The organism is Streptomyces sp. 5-10, assembly GCF_014712245.1.
GTDB lineage: Bacteria > Actinomycetota > Actinomycetes > Streptomycetales > Streptomycetaceae > Streptomyces > Streptomyces violaceusniger.
The window spans coordinates 14028-34230 of record NZ_JACVYG010000049.1 but is presented as its reverse complement, the minus strand read 5'-3'; the positions used below and the strand labels follow the sequence as shown (position 1 = coordinate 34230).

Sequence of the window (20203 nt, the reverse complement as noted above, 5' to 3'; positions counted from 1 at the left end):
AATCTAGCCGCGAAGGCGGCGCAGCCGCCACACTGACACGGGTGCAGCGGCCAGAACCCAGCAGCCCGGGAGGGCCAGGAGGGAGAACGCAGTGGGGACCGTAACGCTCGGCGTTTCGATCGCGGTCCCGGAGCCGTACGGCAGCTTCCTCCAGGAGCGGCGCGCGGGCTTCGGGGACCCGGCCGCCCATGGCATCCCCACGCATGTCACCCTTCTGCCGCCGACCGAGGTCGACGCCTCGGCGCTGCCTGCCGTGGAGGACCATCTGGCGCGGGTCGCGGCCGAGGGGCGGCCGTTCCCGATGCGGCTGGAGGGCACCGGCACCTTCCGGCCGCTCTCACCGGTGGTTTTCGTCAGGATCGTCGAGGGCGCGGAGGAGTGCGCGGTGCTCCAGGAGCGGATCCGGGCGGAGTCCGGGCCGTGCGCGCGTGAGCTGCAGTTCCCGTACCACCCCCATGTCACGGTCGCGCACGGCATCGACGAGGAGGCGATGGACCGGGCGTTCGTGGAGCTCAAGGAGTACGAGGCCGCCTGGACGATCACCGGCTTCGCGCTGTACGAGCAGGGGGCGGACGGGGTCTGGCGGCTGGACCGCGAATACCCCTTCGGGGCGGATGAACGGCCGGGCGGTGCCCCGCCCATGGTGCCCCGTCAGGCCGATCTCTCGCGCCCGGCGGCGCCCTCCCACTGAGCGCTCCGCCGGAGCGCTCCGCCGGGGTTCCGGTGCGTCAGTCATCCGCGGGCCCGTCGTGGCTGGTCGCGCCCGCGCGGCGGAGCCGCACATCGCCACAGCCCCGCGCCCTTACGGGGCCGCTCATGGAGTGATCGTGCGTCCGTATGCACGCCCTCACCGAAAAGAGTGATGAGGGGAGCGCCGGTCCGGGGAACCCGGGTATCCAAACCGCGCGCCCGGCGCGCCGAGGAGTGACAACGCGCAGAGGGGTAGTTGCTGATCATGGAATGGTTGACCCGGCTGCCTGTCGTCGGCCCCGCCCTGGCCCGGCTGATGCGCACCCACGCCTGGCGTACGTACGAACGGCTCGACCGCGTCCACTGGACCCGGCTCGCCGCCGCGATCACGTTCACCAGCTTCATCGCCTTCTTCCCGCTCGTCGCCGTCGGCGCGGCGATCGGCGCGGCGACGCTCACCCAGTCGCAGATGGCGCAGCTCCAGAAGAAGCTCGCCCAGCAGATCCCCGGCATCTCCGGCCAGCTCGACCTGGGCGCGCTCGTCCAGAACGCCGGCACGATCGGGGTCGTCGCGGGCGCCCTGCTGCTGTTCACCGGCATCAGCTGGGTGGGCTCGCTGCGCGAGTGCCTGCGCGCCGTGTGGGAGCTGGAGGAGGACCCCGGCAATCCGCTGGTGCGCAAGGTCAAGGACGCGTTCGTACTGATCGGGCTGGGCGGGGTGGCGCTCGTGTCGTTCGCCGTGTCCGCCCTGGCCGCCACCGCCGTGGGCCGGGTCGCCCGGCTCATCGGCATCCCCGAGAACGGGGTCGGCGGCTGGCTGCTGCGGATCGCCGCGTTCCTCATCGCCGTCGGCGCCGACTTCCTGCTGCTGTGCTACGTGCTGACCTGGCTCCCCGGCGTGGAGCCGCCCCGCCATACGGTCGTGGTCGCCGCGCTCATCGGGGCGATCGGCTTCGAACTGCTCAAGCTGCTGCTCAGCAGCTATCTGAAGGACGTGGCGGCCAAGAGCATGTACGGGGCGTTCGGGGTGCCCATCGCGCTGCTGCTGTGGATCAACTTCACCGCGAAGCTCACGCTGTACTGCGCCGCCTGGACCGCCACCCCGCCCGCCGCCCAGGCCGAGCACGAGGCGGAATGGGCGGCCGAGGCGGACAAGGCCCAGCCGTCGGAGCCGTCCGGGCCGTCGGAGCCGTCCGGACCGCCCGAGCCGGAGGTCGTCGAGAAGCCCCGCGCCAGCGGGCCGGAAGGCCCGCCGGCGGCGGCGTGACGACGGACGACGGCGACCGTAAGGCGCCACGGCGGCCATGGCGACCGTAAGGCGGCCACGGCGACCATAAGGCGGTCATGGCGGCAGTAAGGCGGCCACGGCCGGCCGTAAGGGCTTTCGCTCAGTCGCGTGAGCGGCGGCGCACCAGCTCCGGGAGCGGCCAGCGGCGGTGCACCCCGAAGGCCACCGCGCCCAGCAGGGCCAGGGAGCCGCCCGTGATGCCCACCGCGGTCCACATGCCGCCCGAGCTTCCGTTGTCCGTCGAGACGGACGCCTGGGCGTGCTTATGGCCGTCCTCGGTACCGGCCGAGGGGTGGTTCGCGCCCGCCGCGCCCGGCCGGACGAGGGTGCCGACCGGGTTCACCGAGCCCGACGCCTTGAATCCCCAGTCGAAGAGCTTCGCGGTCTCCTTGTAGACCTCGTTCGGCTCCTTCTGCTGCGGATTCATGACGGTGACCAGCAGCACCCGGTTGCCGCGCTGGGCGACCCCGGTGAAGGTGGCGCCCGCGTTCGTGGTGTTGCCGTTCTTGACCCCCGCGATGCCCTTGTAGGGCTCGACGCCGAGGCCGGTCAGCAGCCGGTTGGTGTTCTGGATGCCGAAGCTGGAGCGGGTCTTCTTGCCCTTCTTGTCCTTCTTGAACACACCGGGGAACTGCGCCGTCGCCGTCGAGCAGTACTCCCGGAAATCCGCCTTCTGCAGCCCCGAGCGGGCGAAGAGTGTCAGGTCGTACGCGCTGCTGACCTGGCCCTTCTCGTCGTAGCCGTCCGGGGTGACCACATGGGTGTCCCGGGCGTTGAGGTACTTCGCGTGTGCCTGCATCTCCCTCACGGTCTCCGGGACCCCGCCGTTCATGGCCGACAGCACGTGCACCGCGTCGTTCCCCGAGCGCAGGAAGACGCCGAGCCACAGGTCGTGGACCGAGTAGGTGTAGTTCTCCTTGACCCCGACCAGGCTGCTGCCCTCGCCCATCCCCTCCAGGTCGGAGAGCCGCACCTTGTGGGTCTTCGTCTTCGGCATCTTCGGCAGCAGCGTGTCCGCGAACAGCATTTTCAGCGTGGACGCGGGCGGCAGCTGCCAGTGGGCGTTGTGCGAGGCGAGCACATCGCCCGACTCGGCGTCGGCCACCAGCCACGACTTCCCGCTGAGCCCCTTGGGCAGCGCGGGCGCGCCCGGCTTCGGGTCCACCTGGGTGCCGGGGCGGCCGAGCCGCTTCCCGCCCAGCGTGGACATGTGCGCGGGCGGCTTGACCGCGTCCGTGGAGCCACCCGGCTGGTCGGCGGCGTGCGCCGGGGCGGCGGCGAGCGGACCGCACAGCAGGAGGGCGGCGGCGGTGGCGGCCAGCGGCGCCGCGGCGCGGCGGGCGGGGGCGCGGCCCTTGCCGGAGATCTTGTCGGTGCTCTTGCCCGTGCTCTTACGGGTGCTGCGTCGGACGTGAGTGCTGGTGAAGGAAGGTGTGGGCACGGAGGTGAACGTACCTGGCGTCGCTGAGGAGAGCGACAGCAGCGCCGACGTATTGACGGCATACCCCCGCGTGGAGGTATGGGGGGCCGTGCCCATACTGGAGACCATGAAGCTCAGCCGCCCCGTGTCCTGGTTCCTGCTCGCCTTCGGGGTCTGGAGCTGGGTCATCTGGTTCACCTTTGTCAAAAATTTGTGGAAGGACGCCAGCGGACTCGCCTTCGACGACTCCGGTGACCCCACCGCGTACTTTTGGGTGCATCTGCTGCTCGCGATCACCTCGTTTCTCTTGGGGACGGCGATCGGGGTGATCGGGTTGCGTGGCGTACGCGCTCTGCGCCGGAACGATGCCTCCGAGTAGCCGTTCCAGGCAGCTGTGGCAGGCAGCCGTGGCAGGTAGTCGCGTAGTCGCTAGGGGAGGGGACCCGGGATGGTCGTGCTCTACGTCCTGATCGCACTGGTCGTCGTCGGTCTGCTGACCGGCGTCCACTGGTATGTGTGGCGGCGGCTCGTCCGCGATACGACGGCGCGCGCGGGATGGGCGCGCCGTACGGGCACGGCGGCGGCCTTCGCGCTGCCGCTGATCAGCGTCGGCGCGCTGGTCGCGGGCCGTGCGGGCGCGCCCTTCCCCCTCCAGCGCGCCCTCGCCTGGCCGGGCTACCTCTGGCTCGCGCTGCTCCTGTACCTGACCCTGGCCCTGCTGGTCGGTGAGGCGGTACGCCCCCTGCTGCGCGCCTGGCTGAGCAGGTCCGCTGATGTGCGGTCGACCAGTGGCCCGGGAGCGGCCGCGAAGGCGGCTACCACTGGGCGGGCAATGGCCGCCGGATCGGCGGCACCCGGCGGGGCGCCGACGGCGTTCGCCGACGACAGCGGCGGCGCCGTGCCCGCTCCCGCTCCCGCTCCGGCGGCCGTCCGCACGGGCGGCCGCGAGGGCGCGGCGGCCGAAGGCGGCGCGGGCTCAGCGGCCGGAGATGGCGTGGGCGCGGCTGTGGTGAGCGAAGCCGAAGCCGAGGCCGTCGCCGACGGGGCCGTCAAGGCGTCGGCTGGTGCGGCGGGGCCCGCCACGGCCGGGGCGGTCAAGGTCGCCGCAGCCGCCTCGGCCGCTGTGGGCGCAGCCGCCTCGGCCGCTGTGGGCGCAGCCGCCTCGGCCGCTGTGGGCGCAGCCGCCTCGGCCGCTGTGGGCGCAGCCGCCTCGGCAGCCGAGGCCCAGGCGGCCGAGGCGGCTGCGCCCACAGCGGCCGAGGCGGCTGCGCCTACAGCGGCCGAGGCCGCCGAGGAGCCCACCGCTCAGGCGGCCGCCACGGACGGCGTGGCGGGCCCGGTAGGCGCGGCGCCCCCGGCCTTCGCGGACGGCGGGGCGGCCGAGGCCGTTGCGGGCGCCGTCGAGGCCGCCAAGGGCGACGCGGCCGACCCGGCGGACGCGGCCCCCACGTCCTCTCGCCGGCTCTTCGTCGCGCGGGCCGTGGCCGTCGGGGCCACCGCCGTGGCGGCCGGGACGGTGGGGTACGGGACGTACACCGTGTTGCGTGGGCCGCGGGTCAAGCGGATCACCGTGCCGCTCGCCAAGCTGCCGCGCGGAGCGCACGGCTTCCGTATCGCCGTCGTCAGCGACATCCACCTCGGACCGATCCTGGGCCGCGACCACACCCGGCGGGTGGTCGAGGCGGTCAACCGCACCAACGCCGACCTCGTCGCCGTCGTCGGCGACCTCGTGGACGGCAGCGTGGCCGACCTCGGCCCCGCCGCCGAGCCGCTGCGCGGGCTGACCGCCCGCCACGGCAGCTACTTCGTCACCGGCAACCACGAGTACTACTCGGGCGCCGCCGAGTGGGTGGACCACGTGCGCGAGCTGGGCCTGCGTCCCCTGGAGAACGAGCGCACCGAGCTGCCCGGCTTCGATCTCGCCGGGGTGAACGACGTCGCGGGCGAGAGCGAGGGCCAGGGCCCCGACTTCGGTAAGGCGCTCGGGGACCGCGATCGCTCACGCGCCTCCGTGCTGCTCGCCCATCAGCCGGTGGTGATCCACGACGCGGTGGAGGCGGGCGTCGATCTCCAGCTCTCCGGCCACACCCATGGCGGTCAGCTGTGGCCCGGCACCTATGTGGCCGAGCTCGCCAACCCCACCGCCGCCGGGCTCGACCGGTACGGCGACACCCAGCTCTATGTGACCCGGGGCGCGGGCGCCTGGGGCCCGCCGGTACGGGTCGGGGCGCCCCCGGACGTCACCGTCGTGGAGCTCGCCTCGACCCGCGCCTGATCGGCTGCGGTCGGGTCGCCGCCGATCCGCCATCAGCACGCCGTGCCTCAGCGGGAGTTGGCGGCGGACCGCTGAGCCTCCGCCGGACCCGGCCCCGGACCGGTGGTGGCCATGGTGGCCACCGGACGGCCGGGCGCGCCCGCCGGTGCGTCCTCGGCCGCCCGCGCCACCGCGACCGGCTCCACCGCGACCGGAGCGGGCCGGTCAGCGAGCGGGCCAGTAGGCCGGTCAACGCGCCCATCAGCCGTCCCACCAGCCGCCCCATCAGCCGTCCCGTCACCCGTCCGTGCAGCCGCCCGCGCCGCCCGCCTGTGCGGCAGTGTCGCGTTGCGGATGCCCGAGATGCGGTCGTGCGGGGCCAGTCGGTCCGGGTGGCGCAGCGTCTTCCGTACGCAGACCACCGTCAGCGAGAACCCGACCAGCACCGCCAGCAGCTGAACGGGGCTCAGCGCCATGAGGACCGCCGCCGCGCCCTGCGTGCCCGAGTCGCGGACGGTGGCGAACAGGCCGGACGGATACGGCTCGTTCAGCAGCGTCAGCGCGGCCAGGAACAGCCCCGCCAGGAACGGCATCACCAGCGCCCCGATCAGCAGTGCCCGCAGGGTCAGCCGCCAGGGCACCAGCGGACCGCCGTCGTCCGCCACCAGCTTCAGCAGCAACAGCCGCTTTCCGGGGGTCGACCCGGTCGCCAGCGGCAGCAGCACGAACCAGGCCACGAAGATCCCCACCAGCATCCAGGTGGGGGCCGACCCGCCCTGATAGGTCATCACGGCGGCGGTGAACACCGAGGCGACGACATATCCGGCCACATCCACGACCAGCGCCGTCAGCCGCCGCCCGAACGGAACCGGCCGCGCCGCCAGCGCCCGCCCGTCCAGCGTCTCCAACGTGGGCAGCATCCGCACGACGGGCCCGGTCAGCAGCCAACCGGCCAACGCCCCCGCCGTGTTGACGATCAGGTCGTCCACGTCGAAGAGCCGGTACGGGCAGGTGTAGAGGCCCCACACCCCGGTCCACTGCGTCAGCTCGAAGGACAGCGAGACCGCGAAGCCGATCGCGGCGGTGGCGCGGAGCGAGCGCCGGAAGTGATAGCGCAGGAAGACGCCGAGCGGCAGGAGCAGCAGCAGGTTGAAGACGGTTCCGGCCACGGCGGGGTTCTGGAGGACCAGCGCGTTGAGCCCGACCTTGTGGTCCGCTTCCTTCCAGATGTCTCTGAAGGTGTTCCCGGGCATCCACTGCGGATGGGCCACCAGCGCGAACCGCTGGCACATATCGGTGGTCTGCTTCGGCAGCGGCACGATCGTCATGCAGAGGGCCGTGAGCGAGTAGTAGAGGAAGCCGTACAGCGACAGCGCCCGCCCCCGGGACATCACGCCGTGACGGCGGTACAGGGCGACGGCTGTCGGCAGCAACAGTAAGAGCGCCAGCAGGGGGAAGAGCGCGGCAGCGGTCTTGATCGGGAGAACGTAGGCGGTGGCCATGAGCACGACTATACGTCATGTGTATACCTAGGGTGTATAGCCAGGCTGCATAGCTCTCGACGGCTCGCAACGACGAGGGCCCCGCCCCCGGAAACCCGGGAAGCGGGGCCCTCGCCCACAAGCTCCTAGGGAGCCACAGCCGTCCTCAGAAGCGCCGCGTGATCAGCGCGCGCTTCACCTCCTGGATGGCCTTCGTGACCTCGATGCCTCGCGGGCACGCCTCCGTGCAGTTGAAGGTCGTACGGCAGCGCCAGACGCCGTCCTTGTCGTTCAGGATCTCCAGCCGCTGCTCACCACCCTCGTCACGCGAGTCGAAGATGAAGCGGTGCGCGTTGACGATCGCCGCCGGGCCGAAGTACTGGCCGTCGTTCCAGAACACCGGGCACGACGAGGTGCACGCGGCGCACAGGATGCACTTGGTGGTGTCGTCGAACCGCTCGCGGTCCTCCGCGGACTGCAGCCGCTCACGCGTCGGCTCGTTGCCCGTCGTGATCAGGAAGGGCATCACATCGCGGTACGCCTGGAAGAACGGCTCCATGTCCACGATCAGGTCCTTGAGGACCGCGAGCCCCTTGATCGGCTCGACCGTGATGGGCTTCTCCGGGCTGATGTCCTTGATCAGCGTCTTGCAGGCCAGCCGGTTGCGGCCGTTGATCCGCATCGCGTCGGACCCGCAGATGCCGTGGGCGCAGGAGCGGCGGAAGGTCAGGGTGCCGTCCAGCTCCCACTTGATCTTGTGGAGGCCGTCGAGGACGCGCTCCTTCGGATCGATGTCGATCTGGAAGTCCTCCCAGACCGCCTGGTCCGAGATCTCCGGGTTGAAGCGCCGGATCCGGAAGGTGACGGTGATCAGGTGCGAGGCGGTGGCGTCGGCCGCCTCGGGGGCCTGGTCGGACTTCTCAAGCGTGGGGGTGCTCATCAGTACTTACGCTCCATCGGCTGGTAGCGGGTCTGCACGACCGGCTTGTAGTCGAGGCGGATGGACTCGGAGCCGTCCGCGCCCACCTCTCGGTACGCCATGGTGTGCCGCATGAAGTTGACGTCGTCGCGGTTCGGGTAGTCCTCGCGGTAGTGGCCGCCGCGCGACTCCTTGCGGGCCAGGGCGGAGATGGCCATGACCTCGGCCAGGTCGAGCAGGTTGCCCAGCTCGATGGCCTCCAGCAGATCGGTGTTGAACCGCTTGCCCTTGTCCTGGACGCTGACGTTCTTGTAGCGCTCGCGCAGGTGGCCGATCTCCTCGACGGCCTCCTTGAGCGTCTGCTCGGTGCGGAAGACCATGACGTTCTTGTCCATGGTCTCCTGGAGCGCCTTGCGGACCTCGGTGACCCGCTCGGTGCCGGTCGCGTCACGCAGGTTCTCGACCTGTGCCTGGACGAATCCGGCCGGGTCCTCGGGGAGCTCGACGAAGTCGGCCGTGGCGGCGTACTCCGCGGCGGCGATGCCCGCCCGGCGGCCGAAGACGTTGATGTCGAGCAGCGAGTTGGTGCCCAGGCGGTTGGCGCCGTGCACCGAGACGCAGGCGACCTCGCCGGCCGCGTACAGGCCCGGCACGACGGTGTCGTTGTCCGCCAGCACCTCGCCCTGGACGTTGGTCGGGATACCGCCCATCGTGTAGTGCGCGGTCGGCTGGATCGGGATCGGGTCCGTGTACGGCTCGATGCCCAGGTACGTCCGCGCGAACTCGGTGATGTCGGGCAGCTTGGCGTCCAGCTGCTCCGGCGGCAGGTGGGTGAGGTCCAGGTAGACGTGGTCGCCCTCGGGACCGCAGCCGCGGCCCTCGCGGATCTCCGTGTAGATCGACCGCGAGACCACGTCGCGCGAGGCGAGGTCCTTCATGACCGGCGCGTACTTCTCCATGAAGCGCTCGCCGTCCTTGTTGCGGAGGATGCCGCCCTCACCGCGGGCGCCCTCCGTCAGCAGGATGCCCATGCGCCAGATGCCGGTCGGGTGGAACTGGAAGAACTCCATGTCCTCCAGCGGCAGCCCGCGCCGGTAGGCGACCGCCTGGCCGTCACCGGTGAGGGTGTGGGCGTTGGAGGTCACCTTGAAGAACTTGCCGCAGCCGCCGGAGGCGAAGACGACGGCCTTGGCCTGGAAGACGTGCAGCTCGCCGGTGGCCAGCTCGTACGCCACCACACCGGCGGTGCGCTTGACCCCGTCGACCTCGCTCAGCAGCAGGTCCAGGACGTAGAACTCGTTGTAGAACTCCACGCCCTCCTTGACGCAGTTCTGGTACAGCGTCTGGAGGATCATGTGACCGGTGCGGTCCGAGGCGTAGCAGGACCGACGGACCGGGGCCTCGCCGTGGTTGCGGCTGTGGCCGCCGAAGCGGCGCTGGTCGATGGTGCCGTTCGGGGTCCGGTTGAACGGCAGGCCCATCTTCTCGAGGTCCAGGACCGAGTCGATGGCCTCCTTCGCCAGGATCTCGGCGGCGTCCTGGTCGACCAGGTAGTCACCGCCCTTGATCGTGTCGAAGGTGTGCCACTCCCAGTTGTCCTCCTCGACGTTGGCGAGGGCGGCGGCCATGCCGCCCTGCGCGGCGCCGGTGTGGGACCGGGTCGGGTAGAGCTTGGTGAGCACCGCGGTGCGGCTGCGCTTGGTCGACTCGATGGCCGCGCGCATCCCGGCCCCGCCGGCGCCGACGATGACGGTGTCGTACTTGTGGATCTTCATGAGTGGATACCTCAGCCCCGGGGCCTAGCGGATGTTCGGGTCGAAGGTGAAGATCACCAGAGTGCCGAGCACGATGGTGAATCCCGCCGCCGTGTAGAGCAGCGCCTTCAGCCACAGGCGGGTGTTGTCCCGCTCCGCGTAGTCGTTGATGATCGTGCGCAGGCCGTTCGCGCCGTGCAGCGTGGCGAGCCAGAGCATGATCAGATCCCATGCCTGCCAGAACGGCGAGGCCCAGCGGCCGGCCACGAAGGCGAAGCCGATCTTGGTGACACCGCCGTCCAGCACCAGCTGGATCAGCAGATGGCCCAGGACCAGGACGACCAGCAGGACGCCGGACAGGCGCATGAAGAGCCAGCCGTACATCTCGAAGTTCGTCCGGGTCGCCCTGGGCGTCTTGCGGGTGCGGGCCCGCGGCGGCTCGATGACCGGGGCCGGATGATCCACGTCGTACGCGCTGACCGCGTCGCTCGCGGGGGTGGTGGTCTCGGCGGACATGTGCGTCAGCTCCCGAACAGTTCGCGCAGCGTGTGCTGGAGGACCGGGTAGAAGGCACCGGCCATCAGCACGACCCAGATACCGACGACGCCCCAGAGCATCTGGCGCTGGTACCTCGCGCCCTTGGACCAGAAGTCGACGGCGATGACGCGAAGGCCGTTGAGGGCGTGAAACAGGATGGCGGCCACCAGGCCGTACTCCATCAGGTTCACGACGGGATTCTTGTACGTGGCGACCACGTTGTCGTACGCCTCGGGCGAGACGCGGACCAGCGAGGTGTCCAGCACGTGTACGAACAGGAAGAAGAAGATGAGGACGCCGGTGACTCGGTGAGCCACCCAGGACCACATGCCTTCCCGGCCGCGATACAGCGTTCCAGCCGGCACGGAAAAACCCTCCGGAAGCGGGATTGGGGCCTGCCGGCTTCACGGTCGGTCGGGCCCGGCCGGGTACGGTCCACCGGCCCTGGCCATCGTACCGACGTGTTGTCGGAGGGTCCGGCCGGGGGGCTCAAGTGTGATCGATCAAGCACGGACGGGCGATCACGCGATCACGGACAGGCGATCAAAGCGACGACGGGCGATGGCGCGACGACGGGCGCTCACGCGACGACAGGCGCTCACGCGGCGGCGGGCGGTCACGCGATCCGGAACCCCGGTGCTTCCGGCAGACGGGCCGGATTCTCGGCCAGCCGGACCAGTCTGCCGCGGGCGATGCGCCGCAGCTCCTCCGCGGTGTTGTCGCGCTCCCGCTCCCACTCGTTGCCCAGCCGGTCCCGGATCCCGGTCAGCAGCCGGTCCAGCCGCTCCTCGGGCGGCAGACCATCCAGACAGATGACGAAAACGTGACCGAATCGACGCTCGTACGCGTCGTGCGCGGCCTGGAGCGCGGTGTGCGCGGCCAGCGACCCCAGGCTGTCCGCGGGCGGCAGCGCATGGCCGACGACCGACTCGTCCGCCAGCGCCTCGTCCAGATCGGCGGGGGTGAGGTCATAGCTGGCCTCGTCCCCGGCGGCCAGCAGCGCCTCCAGATCCGGGTACGGGCGGTGGGCCGCGATCAGCCGGGCCCAGCGGCGGCTGCCGCAACAGGAGAGGAGCGCGGCCTCGGCCGCGTCGGCGGGGGCGGTGTTGAGCCGGTCGAGGCGGGAGGCGGCGGCGCGGGACCTGGACCTGGACAGCGTGGACTCCTCGGACACGCATGAGGCGCGCATGGGAACGGACGCCCGGGAGAAACGGACCCGGGGGAGGCGTGGGACACATGGGCTGGGCGTGTGAGCAGTACACGCTAACGAGGCGGGGAGGTAGGTGTGCCGGAGGGAACGCGATATCACCCGAACGAGGTGGTTTTACCGCATGCGGTGGACGGCATTCGGGGCGCAGGGCGTTTTTCGGCCAAAAGCGGCCGAACGCCTGAAGCGGGGAGGGCCCGAGGAGGAGGTACAGCGCCATGGGATTGCCGCTCAGAGCCACCAAGGCGTCCTGCGTCCGCGGTCTCGTCGCGGGGGCCGTCGCCACGCTCGTCCTGACAGCCCTCGGCTGTCAGCAGACGGAGGGCGGGCAGCGCCCGGCGGGCACCCGCTCCTCGCCCGCGCGGTCCTCGCCCCACGCCACGACGGCCACCTCGGCGCGGTCCCCCTCGGCCGTCCCGCCGCACGGCACGGCGGCCTCCGCGCCGCCTCGCACCATCCCCTCCGTCCGCGACTTCACCCCGGCCTCGGGCCCCGGCTGGCGCCCCGGCAACGGCAGCCGGGTGGTGGCCGACCTCAAGGGCCCGCTCGCCGACGAGGCCCGCATGATCGCCGCGGAGCTGGGGCTGCGCACCACCTCGGGACCCGCCCGCCGCGGTGACCTCTCCCTGGCCCTCGCCCCGAAGGAGAGCGGCGGCGGCGAGGCGTACACCCTGACGGTCGCGGGCGGCCGCGCCCGGATCACCGGCCCGGCCGACGCGGGCGTCTTCTACGGCACCCGCACCGTGAAACAGGCCCTGCGCTCCGGCGGCCGCCTCCCCGAGGGCGTGGTCCACGACCGGCCCGGCCGCGCCCAGCGCGGCCTCAACCTGGACATCGCGCGCAAATTCTTCTCGGTCGGGTGGATCGAGGCCCGGATGCGCCAGATGGCCGATCTCAAGCTCAACCAGCTGGCCCTGCATTTCTCGGACGATCAGGGCTTCCGCATCCAGAGCACCAGCCACCCCGAGATCGTCTCGTCCCAGTACCTCACCAAGGACCAGGTCCGGCAGATCGTCGCGCTCGGGCGGCGGCTGCACATCACCCTCATCCCCGAGATCGACTCACCCGGCCACCTCGGCGCCGTCATCCGGGCCCATCCCCAGCTCCAGCTGCGCAACGCGGGCGGCACCACCTTCCAGGGCTCGGTGGACATCTCCAAACCGGCCGCGGCCCGCATCGTCGACGACCTGATGCGCGAGTACGCCCCCCTCTTTCCCGGCCGCTGGTGGCACCTGGGCGCGGATGAGTACCTCGCGCTGACCGTCAAGGACCCCCAGGCGTCGTTCCCCCAGCTGGTGGCCGCCGCCAAGAAGAAGTACGGCCCCAGCGCCCGGGTGCAGGATCTGGTCACCGGCTGGCTGAACGACCGGGCCCGGCTCGCGCGGCAGCTCGGCAAGCGGCCCAAGGCGTGGAACGACGGCTTCTTCGCGGGCGGCGTCGTCAAGCCCGACAAGAACATCGAGGTCGAGTACTGGACGGGACGGCTGAAGGAGACGGCGCGGCAGCCGCTGGAGTATCTGAAGGAGGGCCGCAAGGTGGTCAACCTCAACGACTCCTTCCTCTATTACGTGCTCGGCGAGCCCGGCGGCTTCACCTATCCGACCGGGGAACGCATTTACCGGGACTGGTCCCCGGCGGTGCTGCGCGACTCCACGCCCATCGCCGACAAGAGCCTGACCGGACCCGACCGGATCCTCGGCGCCCGCCTCGCCATCTGGGGCGACCAGCCGCAGGCCCAGACCCCCGTCCAGGTGGCCCAGGGCATCCGGCTGCCGCTCGCGGCGCTGGCACAGCGGGTGTGGAACCCTGGGAAGCCGCCGCTGAGCTGGTCCGAATTCACCCGGCTCGCGGAGCGGCTGGGGGTCTGAGCGCGGGGCCACCGGGGGCGAGCGCGCGCTCCTGGGGCCTTCCGCGAGGGAGAAAGGCGTTCCGAGAGGAGGCGTTCCGAGAGGAGGCGTTCCGAGAGGAGGCGTTCTGAAAGGAAGGCGTTCTGAAAGGAAGGCGTTCCGAGCGGAAGGCGTTCCAAGAAGGAGAAAAGAAGGACGGTCGGGGCCGCCACCCCCCACAGGAGAGGCCCCGACCGTCGATCAGGAGAGCCCGCAAGAGGCTCGTACCCCTTACAGCGTCGCACGCCTCGATTGCGTCACACCTCCCCTTGGACGAAACCGGGGACTTCACCCCGCTGTCCGGGGCTCGTTCCGCTCTGGACGGGACCGGTCGGATGCCCGTAACGTGCAGGTCCGCGCTCTGGGCGCGGTCAGAGGCTCATTTTCTCGCGTGGCCCGGAGCGGTCACGTTCCCAGGGGGACTCAAAAGACCATGTATCCGTGTGGGAACTGCCGCGCTGTCGCCGTCGGCCCCGACGGGCGCTGTGCCGCATGCGGGACCTACCAGCAGCAGCTCCAGCAGCCATCCGGCCCCCCGCACCAGCCGTCCGTCCCGCCGCAGGGGCCGCCGATGCCCGGCGGCTACCCGGCCGCTCCGCCGATGGGCATGCCGACCGGCGGGGTCGATCTGCGGCGCGGACTTTCCACCACGCTCGTGGTGCTCTTCGGGGTGGCGCTGCCCGCGCTCATCTTCCTCCTGGTGGCGCGATCCGGCCAGTACAGCGTGATCGGGGACATGCTCGACGCGGTCGAGGGCAAGTCGGTCTCCATCACCGAGGACGACCTCAACGACGCCGACGACATGTTCACCACGGCGCAGGTCATCTACTCGCTGCTCACCGTCGCGATCGCCGTGGTCTGGGCGATCTGGTTCCGGCGGCTGCGGCTGAACGCCGAGGTCTTCGCGCCCGGTCAGCACCGCTTCAGCAGCGGCTGGGCGGCCGGTTCGTGGTTCACCCCGGTGGTCAACCTCTGGTTCCCCAAGCAGATCGCCAACGACATCTGGCGCGCCAGCTCCCCGCAGGGGCCGCACGCCGTCAGCCGCGGGATGCTCAACGGATGGTGGGTCACCTGGATCGTGGCGCTGGTCACCAACGCCGTCGGCGGGATCCGGTACAACCTGCTGCGGAGCAAGGTGGAGGGCGACGACTACTCCCCTACTCCCTCGGAGGCGAAGAGCGACATCGAGAGCCTGCACTCCATCCTGGCCTTCGACATGTTCGCCATCGTGATCTTCATGGCCGCGGCGGTCCTGGCGCTGCTGCTGGTCCGGCAGATCACCGTGATGCAGGAGCAGCGGGCCTCGCTGCCCCCGCAGATGGCCGGCCCGGCCCCGTACGGGATGCCTTCTCCGAACCCGTACGGCTCCCCGGCCCCCGGCTCCACCCCGTATGGTGCCCCTCAGATGCCGCCGACCCCGCCGCCCGGCCAGCCCGGTCAGCAGTACCCGCCCTACGGGCAGGGCTAGCCGCGGGTTACGCCGGAATCGACTGGACCACGGATTCTCCGAGTGGGGCAGGAAGAGAGCGTGCAGGGGGACGACGCGGAACTGACCGCCGCGGTGCTCGCGGCGCAGGAAGGGGACGAGACCGCCTTCCGGACCGTCTACCGGTCCGTGCACCCTCGCCTCCTCGGCTACGTACGCACGCTGGTCGGTGATGGAGACGCGGAGGACATCACCTCGGAAGCTTGGCTGCAAATAGCCCGTGACCTCCACCGGTTCAACGGAGACGCGGATCGTTTCCGGGGCTGGGCGGCCCGGATAGCCCGCAATCGCGCGCTGGACCACATACGGATGCGCGGCCGCCGCCCGGCCATCGGCGGCGACGAGTCGGAGCTGGAGTTCCGGCCGTCCGACGCGGACACGGCCGGTGAGGCGATGGAGGCCATCGGCACCGGCAAGGCGCTCGGGCTGATCTCCCAGCTGCCGCAGGACCAGGCCGAGGCGGTGGTGCTCCGGGTGGTCCTGGGCCTGGACGCCAAGAGCGCGGCCGCGGTGCTGGGCAAGCGGCCCGGTGCGGTGCGCACCGCCGCCCACCGGGGGCTGCGGCGGCTCGCCGATCTGATCGGCCCGGCGGCCGGGGGCGATTCGGTGCTCGACGGGGTTCCAGGGCAACGCGAGTCACACGGCGGTGGCGCAACCAAGCCGGGCGTGGCGAAGTCTGCTGGTGTGACGGATTCACGCGCGCCAACGCAGAAGGACATGTGATGGCCGAAGACCACCGCTACAGCTGGCTGGATGACAGTGCCGCGGAGCGGTTGCTTTGCGGCGAACCGGTCGAGGGGCAGCCCGCAGCTCCCGACGGCCGGGGCGACCAGTCATATGCCGATGCGGAACGGTTGGCGGCCGTGCTCAGCGCCGTCGCCGGCGCGGGCCGTACGGTGGTCCCCTCCGACGCGTCCGTGCTTCCCGGTGAGGAGGCGGCCGTGGCCGCCTTCCGGGCGGCCCGGGTCGGGATCGGCGCCGAGGCGGGGTCCGAGGCCGGGGCGGGGTCCGTGGCCGAGGTGGCCGAAATGGACATGGCCCGGCGGCCGCACCGGATCCGGCGGTTCAGAGACAGACAGCCGCGGCTGCGCCGCCCGCTGCGCGCGGGCATGGTCGCGGTCGTGGCCGGATGCGCGCTCAGCGGATTCGCGGTGGCGGCAGCCGCGGGGGTACTGCCGACACCGTTCGGGCAGAGCGATCACACACCGGGCCCCTCGGTGAGCATGCCGGACGGCGGCACCGGCGGGAACTCCGCCCATCCGGAGATCTCCGAGGACGGCGGTACGACGACGCCTGGTCCCAGCGGTTCGGGCGACAACGATGCCAGCGATGTGGGCTCGAACGGCGCCCAGGGCGGAACGGTTCCCTCCGATCCGGAGGGCGACGGCAAGGGCAAGAGCGGTACGTCGAAGGGTTCCTCGAAGGGGACGCCCGGCGTCCCGGGCTGGGCCCTGAGCGTCTGCCCGCGCTACCTGGCCTCCGAAACGGGTGTGGGCGCGGACCTCGACAAGAAGTCGTTGAAGAAGCTGGCGAAGGCGGCGGGCGGCGCGTCCGCCATCCACGGCTACTGCACGCAGGTCCTGGCCGACGACGGTACGGGCGGCACCCCGCGCAGCGGTGAGAACACGGGCAGCGGGGGCGACAGCGGCGGCACGGACAGCGGCTCGGGCAACGGCGGCAGCGGGAACGGCGGCTCCGGCGGTTCCGGTTCCGGTTCCGGCTCCGGTTCTGGCTCCGGTGACACTGCCGGTTCGGGCAGCGGTGGCGACTCCGGTGGCGATCAGGGAAAAGGGGGCGGGGACGGCGAGCCGGTCCCGCCGCCCCCTCCGCCGGACACCACGGGCACGCCGAGCGACGCCACCACGCCCACGACCGCCGCTGACCCCGAGAGGCTGAAGGACCCCGCGACACCCACGGATTCGCCCGCTTCGGGCGACCCCACGACCACCGCGGGAACGGGTGCCGACTGAGACTCGGGCACCCAGGTGTGACGTTTTTTTCAGCGGTGACGCTGAAAGAAACGGGCCGACTGGTCATCGGCCGCGCGGGAGCCGAGGTTCCCCCCGTACCGACGGCTCCGCGCATTCGGCGCGGGCAGAGCACGTTCCCCCGGCTCTGCCCGCGCCGCCCTCTTCTTTGCGCCTAAACCGGCGCCGCTCTCGCGGACCGGGTGCTCGCCGTCGGGGTTCCTCAATTGATGGTTGCGGTCCTACTTGTAGACCACGACCTTGTCGCCCGCCTTCACCTTCTCGAAGAGCGCGGCGATCTTCTTCTTGTCCCGGACGTTCACACAGCCGTGTGAGGCGCCGCTGTAGCCGCGGGCGGCGAAGTCCGAGGAGTAGTGCACCGCCTGGCCGCCGCTGAAGAACATCGCATAGGGCATCGGCGTGTGATAGATCGTCGAGACATGGTCCCGGCTCTTGAAGTTGACCTGGAACAGCCCCTCCCGGGTCGGGGTGTACTCCGAGCCGAAGCGCACATCCATCGCCGACACCACCCGGCCGTTGACCATCCAGGCCAGCGTGCGGCTGGTCTTGCTGATGCACAGCACCCGGCCGGTCAGGCACCGCGGGTCCGGCTTGGCCAGCGGGAGGGTGGTCGGCGGGTAGAGCTCGTCGCGCGTGGGCGTCTTCGTCGCCGAGCGCAGTGAGGTCCAGGTGCGCTGATTGACCGAGCCGGTGGCCGCGAGGCCGTGGCCCCGCTGGTACGCGCTGACCGACGCCTGCGTGATCGTGCCGAAGTACCCGGTCGGGTTCCGGTGGAAGAGGCCGAGCGCGCGCAGCCGGGCCTGGAGCTCGCGCACCCGGTCCCCGCTGGTGCCGAAGGGGATCACCGGCGGGGCCACCCTCGGCGCGGTGCGCCGCGGCACGGCAGGGGCCGTGGTGCGCGGCGGGCGCGCCACCGCCCGCTTGGGCTTGGCCTTGTGGGTGTACGTGCGCCGCGGCCGGGGCGGTGTCTCGCGCGCGGGTGCGCTCGTACTCGCCCGGGCCTGGGGTCGCTCCTGCCCCCGGCCGTTCACGGTCGCCTCCCCCGGCCGGCACCCGGCGACGAGCGCCGCCGCCGTGGCCGTGGCCAGCGCGGTGCCGACCACCGCTGTCCGGTGCATCCGAACCCCTCCCCTGATCTTTTTGCTCTGAATGCTTCCCGGGGCTGCCAGGGGGCGAACATCGACGCATGCTGTGAACAAGGCCCCGTACCGGGAGAACGCCCGGTATCAGCCATCAGGAGGCGTGACCCATGGCGCGCGAGTCGGAGTCGGGATTCCCCGTCGAGCCGGTGTACGGGCCCGGCGCGCTCAGCGGCTGGGACCCGGCCGCGCGGCTGGGCGAGCCGGGGGCGTACCCCTTCACCCGCGGGGTCTATCCGACCATGTACACCGGACGCCCTTGGACGATGCGGCAGTACGCGGGGTTCGGCACCGCCGCCGAGTCCAACGCCCGCTACCGGCAGTTGATCGAGCACGGCACCACCGGTCTTTCGGTGGCCTTCGACCTGCCGACGCAGATGGGCTACGACTCCGACGCGCCCCTCGCGCACGGCGAGGTCGGCAGGGTGGGCGTGGCCATCGACTCGGTCGAGGACATGCGGGTGCTGCTGGGCGGCATTCCGCTGGACCGGGTCTCGACCTCCATGACCATCAACGCGCCCGCGGCCCTGCTGCTGCTCCTCTACCAACTCGTGGCCGAGGAGCAGGGCGTGTCCGGGGCCCGGCTGACCGGCACCATCCAGAACGACATCCTCAAGGAGTACATCGCCCGCGGCACCTACATCTTTCCGCCCGTCCCCTCGCTGCGGCTGGTCGCGGACATCTTCAAGTACTGCAAGGCCGAGCTGCCCAAGTGGAACACCATCTCGATCTCCGGCTACCACATGGCGGAGGCCGGGGCCTCACCCGCGCAGGAGATCGCCTTCACCCTCGCCGACGGCATCGAGTACGTCCGTACGGCCATCGCGGCGGGCATGGACATCGACGACTTCGCGCCCCGGCTCTCCTTCTTCTTCGTCTCCCGCACCACGCTGCTGGAGGAGGTCGCCAAGTTCCGGGCCGCGCGGCGGATCTGGGCGCGGGTGATGCGGGAGGAGTTCGGCGCCCGCGATCCGAAGTCCCAGATGCTGCGCTTCCACACCCAGACCGCGGGCGTCCAACTCACCGCCCAGCAGCCCGAGGTGAACCTCGTCCGGGTGGCCGTCCAGGGCCTGGCCGCGGTGCTCGGCGGCACGCAGTCGCTGCACACCAACGCCTTCGACGAGGCGATCGCGCTTCCGACCGATGTCTCCGCCCGGCTGGCGCTGCGCACCCAGCAGGTGCTGGCGCACGAGACCGATGTGACGGCCACGGTGGATCCCTTCGCGGGCTCCTACGCGGTGGAGTCGCTGACCGACGCCGTCGAGGAGGCGGCCGTCGATCTGATGCGGCGGGTCGAGGACCTGGGCGGCGCGGTGGCCGCGATCGAGCGGAACTTCCAGAAGGAGGAGATCGAGCGGAACGCCTACCGGATCGCCCGGGACGCGGAGGCGGGGACACGGGTGGTGGTCGGCGTCAACCGCTTCCAGCTGGCGGAGGAGGCGCCGTACGAGCCGCTGCGGGTGGACCCGGAGATCGAGGCCCGCCAGCGCGACCGACTCGCCCGGCTGCGCGCCGAGCGCGACCGGCCGGCGGTGAGCGCGGCGCTGTCGTCCCTGCGGAAGGCCGCCGAGAGCGAGCCGGGCACGGCCAATGTGCTCTACCCGATGAAGGACGCGCTCGCGGCGCGGGCCACGCTCGGGGAGGTCTGTGACGCGCTGCGGGAGGTGTGGGGGGCGTACAGGCCGGTGGACGCGTTCTGAGGGCGGGGCGGCGGATGCCGGGGAGTCGGATGTCGGTGCGGCGGATGCCGGGGAGTCGCATGCCGGTGCGGCGGATGCCGGGGAGTCGGTCCGGGGCCGTTGTCGGAGGGGTGGGTGACACTGGAGCCATGTCGTCGTCACCCCGCCGCACCTGCCCGGTCTGCACCCGAGAGATCGCGGTCGTCGGCGGGCGCTTCGCCCGCCATGACCCGCCGGGGCGGCGCTCCGCGTACGAGCTGATCTCCTGCCCCGGCTCGCGGAGGATCGCGCCGCTGCTCACGACTCCGCCGAAGCTGTTCGGCGAGGAGGAGCCCCCGACGCCGGGCCAGCAGGCGCTGTTCTAGCCCGCGCCTGCCGCCTGCGGCGGGCTGCTCCCCTCCCCGCCCCTTCCCGCAGCATCGATATGCGGCTCCGCCGCGTGGCAGGGACCCCGCCCCAGCCCCCGGACCGGGGC

The 20203-nt window shown here is 71.5% G+C and carries 18 protein-coding genes; 10 read left to right on the top strand and 8 right to left on the bottom strand.

The genetic code is table 11. The features are described 5' to 3' along the window. Positions 1-91: 91 nt before the first annotated feature. Both IEJ02_RS37475 and IEJ02_RS37470 read left to right on the top strand, forming a co-directional pair. On the top strand, positions 92-691 hold the full coding sequence (locus IEJ02_RS37475) for a 2'-5' RNA ligase family protein (RefSeq protein ID WP_191068873.1): 600 nt from the start codon (positions 92-94) through the stop codon (positions 689-691). Between the two features lie 264 nt (positions 692-955). Further along, entirely contained in the window at positions 956-1957 is a 1002-nt protein-coding gene (locus tag IEJ02_RS37470; RefSeq protein ID WP_191068872.1) for a YihY/virulence factor BrkB family protein, read from the top strand. 121 nt (positions 1958-2078) lie between these two features. Here the strand turns inward: IEJ02_RS37470 and IEJ02_RS37465 are convergent, their stop codons facing one another. Then, positions 2079-3515 carry a D-alanyl-D-alanine carboxypeptidase family protein gene (locus tag IEJ02_RS37465; RefSeq protein ID WP_498067120.1) on the bottom strand — a complete coding sequence of 479 codons (1437 nt, stop codon included), beginning with the start codon at positions 3513-3515 and terminating at the stop codon, positions 2079-2081. A gap of 10 nt (positions 3516-3525) precedes the next feature. Between IEJ02_RS37465 and IEJ02_RS49295 the strand changes: the two genes are divergently transcribed. Together IEJ02_RS49295 and IEJ02_RS37460 are read left to right on the top strand one after the other, a co-directional pair. After that, complete coding sequence (locus IEJ02_RS49295) at positions 3526-3777, top strand: SCO4848 family membrane protein (RefSeq protein ID WP_037953585.1); 252 nt, start codon at positions 3526-3528, stop codon at positions 3775-3777. A 630-nt stretch (positions 3778-4407) separates the two neighbouring features. Continuing rightward, positions 4408-5673 (top strand): metallophosphoesterase, encoded by a 1266-nt coding sequence (locus tag IEJ02_RS37460; RefSeq protein WP_370467183.1) that lies wholly within the window; start codon positions 4408-4410, stop codon positions 5671-5673. A gap of 47 nt (positions 5674-5720) precedes the next feature. Here IEJ02_RS37460 and IEJ02_RS37455 read toward each other — a convergent pair whose 3' ends face one another. The 6 genes from IEJ02_RS37455 to IEJ02_RS37430 all read right to left on the bottom strand — a co-directional run bounded on the left by IEJ02_RS37455 (position 5721) and on the right by IEJ02_RS37430 (position 11517). Beyond that, a complete protein-coding gene (locus tag IEJ02_RS37455) occupies positions 5721-7154 on the bottom strand; it encodes a VanZ family protein (RefSeq protein WP_191068870.1) in 1434 nt (477 codons plus the stop codon). Between the two features lie 145 nt (positions 7155-7299). After that, positions 7300-8073 carry a succinate dehydrogenase iron-sulfur subunit gene (locus IEJ02_RS37450; protein WP_137978354.1) on the bottom strand — a complete coding sequence of 258 codons (774 nt, stop codon included), beginning with the start codon at positions 8071-8073 and terminating at the stop codon, positions 7300-7302. Further along, entirely contained in the window at positions 8073-9827 is a 1755-nt protein-coding gene (sdhA, locus tag IEJ02_RS37445; protein WP_191068869.1) for a succinate dehydrogenase flavoprotein subunit, read from the bottom strand. The genes IEJ02_RS37450 and sdhA overlap by 1 nt, the downstream gene beginning before the upstream one ends. A 24-nt stretch (positions 9828-9851) precedes the next feature. After that, positions 9852-10322 carry a succinate dehydrogenase hydrophobic membrane anchor subunit gene (locus IEJ02_RS37440; RefSeq protein WP_037953443.1) on the bottom strand — a complete coding sequence of 157 codons (471 nt, stop codon included), beginning with the start codon at positions 10320-10322 and terminating at the stop codon, positions 9852-9854. A gap of 5 nt (positions 10323-10327) precedes the next feature. Beyond that, positions 10328-10708, bottom strand: a complete 381-nt coding sequence (gene sdhC / locus IEJ02_RS37435) for a succinate dehydrogenase, cytochrome b556 subunit (RefSeq protein ID WP_191068868.1) — start codon at positions 10706-10708, stop codon at positions 10328-10330. A 251-nt stretch (positions 10709-10959) separates the two neighbouring features. Next, positions 10960-11517, bottom strand: a complete 558-nt coding sequence (locus IEJ02_RS37430) for a 2-oxo-4-hydroxy-4-carboxy-5-ureidoimidazoline decarboxylase (protein WP_191068901.1) — start codon at positions 11515-11517, stop codon at positions 10960-10962. A gap of 251 nt (positions 11518-11768) precedes the next feature. Between IEJ02_RS37430 and IEJ02_RS37425 the strand changes: the two genes are divergently transcribed. From IEJ02_RS37425 to IEJ02_RS37410, 4 genes are all read left to right on the top strand, one after another. Next, positions 11769-13418, top strand: coding sequence for a beta-N-acetylhexosaminidase (locus IEJ02_RS37425; RefSeq protein WP_191068867.1), 1650 nt, complete (start codon positions 11769-11771; stop codon positions 13416-13418). 451 nt (positions 13419-13869) lie between these two features. Continuing rightward, a complete protein-coding gene (locus tag IEJ02_RS37420) occupies positions 13870-14904 on the top strand; it encodes a DUF4328 domain-containing protein (protein WP_191068866.1) in 1035 nt (344 codons plus the stop codon). A gap of 60 nt (positions 14905-14964) precedes the next feature. Beyond that, positions 14965-15645, top strand: a complete 681-nt coding sequence (locus IEJ02_RS37415) for an RNA polymerase sigma factor (RefSeq protein ID WP_137980790.1) — start codon at positions 14965-14967, stop codon at positions 15643-15645. Next, positions 15645-16892: a hypothetical protein gene (locus IEJ02_RS37410; RefSeq protein ID WP_191068865.1), complete on the top strand. Its 1248-nt coding sequence runs from the start codon at positions 15645-15647 to the stop codon at positions 16890-16892. The genes IEJ02_RS37415 and IEJ02_RS37410 overlap by 1 nt, the downstream gene beginning before the upstream one ends. Positions 16893-17131: 239 nt before the next feature. Here IEJ02_RS37410 and IEJ02_RS37405 read toward each other — a convergent pair whose 3' ends face one another. Continuing rightward, positions 17132-18028 (bottom strand): L,D-transpeptidase family protein, encoded by an 897-nt coding sequence (locus IEJ02_RS37405; protein ID WP_223865101.1) that lies wholly within the window; start codon positions 18026-18028, stop codon positions 17132-17134. A 131-nt stretch (positions 18029-18159) separates the two neighbouring features. Between IEJ02_RS37405 and IEJ02_RS37400 the strand changes: the two genes are divergently transcribed. Both IEJ02_RS37400 and IEJ02_RS37395 read left to right on the top strand, forming a co-directional pair. Beyond that, entirely contained in the window at positions 18160-19749 is a 1590-nt protein-coding gene (locus tag IEJ02_RS37400; RefSeq protein ID WP_191068864.1) for an acyl-CoA mutase large subunit family protein, read from the top strand. 128 nt (positions 19750-19877) lie between these two features. Continuing rightward, positions 19878-20093, top strand: a complete 216-nt coding sequence (locus IEJ02_RS37395; protein WP_037953453.1) for a hypothetical protein — start codon at positions 19878-19880, stop codon at positions 20091-20093. Positions 20094-20203: the final 110 nt, after the last annotated feature.